Source organism: Ferroplasma sp. Type II (assembly GCF_000496155.1).
Genome location: NZ_KI542853.1, coordinates 1 through 3,775, shown reverse-complemented (window position 1 = coordinate 3,775; position 3,775 = coordinate 1). Strand labels below are relative to the sequence as shown.

4 protein-coding genes are annotated in these 3,775 nt (G+C 37.8%); 3 read left to right on the top strand and 1 reads right to left on the bottom strand.

The genetic code is table 11. From position 1 onward, the window contains the following. Window positions 1–77 precede the first annotated feature (77 nt). On the bottom strand, window positions 78–875 hold the full coding sequence (locus AMDU4_RS13940; RefSeq protein ID WP_021788561.1) for an SDR family NAD(P)-dependent oxidoreductase: 798 nt from the start codon (window positions 873–875) through the stop codon (window positions 78–80). Between the two features lie 137 nt (window positions 876–1,012). Between AMDU4_RS13940 and AMDU4_RS13935 the strand changes: the two genes are divergently transcribed. The 3 genes from AMDU4_RS13935 to AMDU4_RS13925 form a co-directional block, all read left to right on the top strand. Further along, entirely contained in the window at window positions 1,013–2,317 is a 1,305-nt protein-coding gene (locus AMDU4_RS13935) for an MFS transporter (protein WP_021788560.1), read from the top strand. Next, window positions 2,289–3,212 (top strand): P1 family peptidase, encoded by a 924-nt coding sequence (locus tag AMDU4_RS13930; protein WP_021788559.1) that lies wholly within the window; start codon window positions 2,289–2,291, stop codon window positions 3,210–3,212. The genes AMDU4_RS13935 and AMDU4_RS13930 overlap by 29 nt, the downstream gene beginning before the upstream one ends. 69 nt (window positions 3,213–3,281) lie before the next feature. Further along, a partial coding sequence (locus AMDU4_RS13925) for an isocitrate/isopropylmalate family dehydrogenase (RefSeq protein WP_021788558.1) occupies window positions 3,282–3,775 on the top strand: 494 nt, incomplete at its 3' end.

Here is a 3,775-nt window from a genome sequence, read left to right as displayed (position 1 = left end):
AGGAATTCTGTGGCGTCCTCAATCAATACATCAATATTTTTATTTAAATTTTCAATTATTGGATCCACATTATCGCCCTATAACTTTGGTTCAAATCTGCCATCAATAGCTGTCCAACCACCGTCAACAAAAATTACCGTGCCGTCTATAAATGATGCCGCAGGCGTGGTAAGGAATACAGCAGGTCCAGCTATCTCATCAACAGATGCCCACCTGTTTAACGCGCTTCTCTCACTATATGCTTTATACCATTCCGGATCATTTTTTATCTGCTGTGTCAGCGGTGTATCAACAACACCAGGCGCTATGGCATTTACACGTATATTGAACTTCCCAAGCTCACATGCCAGACCTCTGACAAGCTGTACTATGCCTGCTTTGGTCGCTGCATATGCTGATTGCCCCTCTTCAACCATCATACTTCTAATGGAGGATAAAACTACTATGCTTCCGTTAACTTTTTTATTCACCATAGATTTGGCAACTTCACGCATGGCGATAAAATTCCCCTTTAAATTGAGATCCAGTACCCTCTGGAATTCATCGTCAGTGTAATCTAAAAACTTCTTTCTGATATTTATACTGGGTGTGATAAATGCAGCATCTATTTTTCCGAAACTCTCCTCTGTTTTTCTCACAAGCTCTGCTACGCTATCGGTTATTCTAATGTCAACCTGCATTGATTCAACGTTTTCATACTTATCTTTTAAAATTTTACTCGTCTCAGATAATCTTTTTGAATCGTAATCAGACATCATAACATTCCCACCCATTCTGGCATAAAGGTCGGAAATTCCAAGGCCAATACCATTAGCAGCACCAATTACAAGTGCAGTTCTGCCATTTACAGTAAATACTTCATTTTCAAATGCCATTTTATAATACACCAGAAAAAATAATCTTAATTCTTATATATAGGTTTTTATTTTAACTGCTCTACATTAAATATAAATTATAATATAATTTATTATATATAAAAAAAATTTATATATAACCAAAACGTAAAACCTGCATGACAGTTTATGGCCTTACAAAACAAAGATGGCTTCAGGTTATTTCAGCTTATTCTGGATGGTTAATGGATGGCTATACAACTATAGCATATGCTCTTGTTGCAGTAACAATTTCAACAATTTTCTTTCCAAGCACCATTGGCATTTACGGTCTAGTTGCAACCTTCGGTGGGCTAGCTGTCGAAGAAATAGCCAGGCCTGTTGGATCAGTAGCGCTTGGCAATTTCCTTGGGGATAAAATAGGCAGGAAAAACATGTTAGTAATTACTATAATCGGATTTTCAGTATTTGCAGCCTCAAAAGGGCTTTTACCTTCTTATAAATCTATTGGCATTGTTGCACCCATACTTTTATATGTAATTTTATTCATAGAAGGAACTTTTGCCGGGGCAGAGTATGGTGGGGGAACAACATTATCAATGGAGGATGTCCCTGCAAAAAAAAGGGCACCAGTTGGGGCATTTGTGCAGAGTGGTTTTGGGACTGGATTTTTTATAGTTTCATTCGTTTTTGCTGCACTTTCTTCATATTATGGCAGGGCTGAATTTGCAGTAATCGGTTGGAGGGTTTTATTTTATACAACCATAATACCAGGGCTTTTAACACTTATAATACGTTACATTACATCTGAAACTCAGATCTTTGATGACATGAAGAAAAATAATGAAATATTAAGGGAACCTGTTGTGGGACTTTTCAAAAAAGGAGGAAAACCTCTGATCTTTGCTCTTATATTCACATCAGGCCTTCTGTTCATAAATACAGTAACATTCTCATTTTATCCAGCACTTCTTGCATTACTTAATCCAGGAATCAGTGACGCAAAAATAGGAACATACAATGCCCTTATAAATTTAGTTTCACTGTTTGGTGTGTGGATAGGTGGTATAACCGCACTGCTCATAGTTGGAAGAAAGAAAAGCATTTTAATTTATTCGCTGATTTTTATTATCATAACATATCCTATAGCATTTTTTGCATTTAAGGGCGGTGCCATAATAGACCTCATAGTTTTCAGTGTCCAGGCATTCTTTGAAGCCATGATATTTTCAACGCTTCCTGCATTTCTGGCTGAGTCGTTCAGCAAAACATTCAGGACTACAGGTGTGGGTTTTGCCTATAATGGTGGTGCCATATTCGGTGGCTTTGCCATCAGCATTGTGTTATTCTTCTCAACAATTATGCATAGCCTTTTCGCGGCATGGACCCTGTGGCTATTCCTGGCAGAATTGATTATGATGTTGGGGATTCTTGCATCGGCGGAAACATTCAGGTATGGAGGCCCGGATAAAATTGCCCAGTAAAATTTCAAGTATAACAGTTGACGGGTTTTCAATATGCGGTTACACCGATACAGAAATGAATTCAGGAATGACATTATTACTCTGTAAAAGACCAAACACTGCCGGCATATTCAAATCCGGTGGTGCACTGGCTACCCATGAAACGGATTTGCTTAAATCAACACACAGGAGCGATTATTCTATAGATGGCATTTTTCTTACTGGAAAAAGTGTGTTTGGTCTCGGCATAATATCAGGGATTTATGAATGGATGAAAAATAACATGAAGGAGCTAAAATTTGATGACAATTACATACCCATAGTTCCCGGGGCAGCCATATATGATCTCTCTGAGAATGACCAGATACCGGGCACTTCCTGGGCTATAAATGCATTAAAGTCCATCGGAAATGATATACCCATTGGTCCTTACTGGGGTGGTACAGGTGCCACTGTAAGTAAATATAAGGAAGACAGAAAAATAAAATCCGGTCAGGGTTACTACGAAATTTCCAGGGGAAATATAAAAGTAGGTGTGTTTGTAATATTGAACAGCTTTGGGGATGTATATAATTTTGATGGAAAAAATATCACTGGCAGTGAACTAAAATCCCTGAAAGAACTAAGTTATAGAATGGATAATGGTAATATTTGGCAAATTTTTACTGGAAAACTTGGTTTTAATACAACAATCGGAGCCGTGATCACAAATGCAATTATTAGCAACAGTGAGGCAAATTACATCGCCGAGTCCGCCAATTTTGGTTTTGCCTCAAGAATATGGCCATACAGCACCTCCCTGGATGGTGATACGGTATTTTGCGCCTCATCCAATAAATACGGTGAACCCGTATATACTATTGCGGAGATGGCAAGAATGGCTGCTGAAATATCCGTGCTTTCCATATTTGAATGATAAAATGCATTATTTTATGTTTATTTCTAATAACAAACCATTAATATTACTGTTGATTTATTGAAAAATATGGATATAATGGTATTGAATGGTGACGGTATAGGTCCAGAAATTATGGATGCAGGCACAAAAATTTTAAAAAAACTTAATGATAACTTTGGTGTAAATATTAATCCTGTGAAATACGACATTGGTGCCAGATCCCTTGATCAGGGCAAATATAAAATCGAAAACATACTTGAGGAGGCCAGAAAATACAGAGCAATATTGAAGGCTCCAATGGGGGATCCGAACCTTAGGAACACAGGGGGTACCGAAATAGCCCTTGACCTCATTCTTGCACTCAGATTTGACCTTGATCTTTATGCCAATGTAAGACCAGTAAGACTTTTACCAGGAGTTTCTTCACCCCTTATAGGATATAAAAGCATGGATTCCATTAATTATACCATAATCAGGGAAAATAGTGAGGGGCTTTACTCCAGCCATTTTGGGGGCCTTGTACTGCGTGATGAGGTTGCAATAGATAATCAAACTATAACAAGAAAAGGTACTGAAAGAAT

Coding starts and splice junctions, on each gene's coding strand:
- AMDU4_RS13940 (WP_021788561.1), bottom strand. CDS start 875: ATGGCATTTGAAAATGAAGTATTTACTGTAAATGGCAGAACTGCACTT.
- AMDU4_RS13935 (WP_021788560.1), top strand. CDS start 1,013: ATGACAGTTTATGGCCTTACAAAACAAAGATGGCTTCAGGTTATTTCA.
- AMDU4_RS13930 (WP_021788559.1), top strand. CDS start 2,289: ATGGAGGCCCGGATAAAATTGCCCAGTAAAATTTCAAGTATAACAGTT.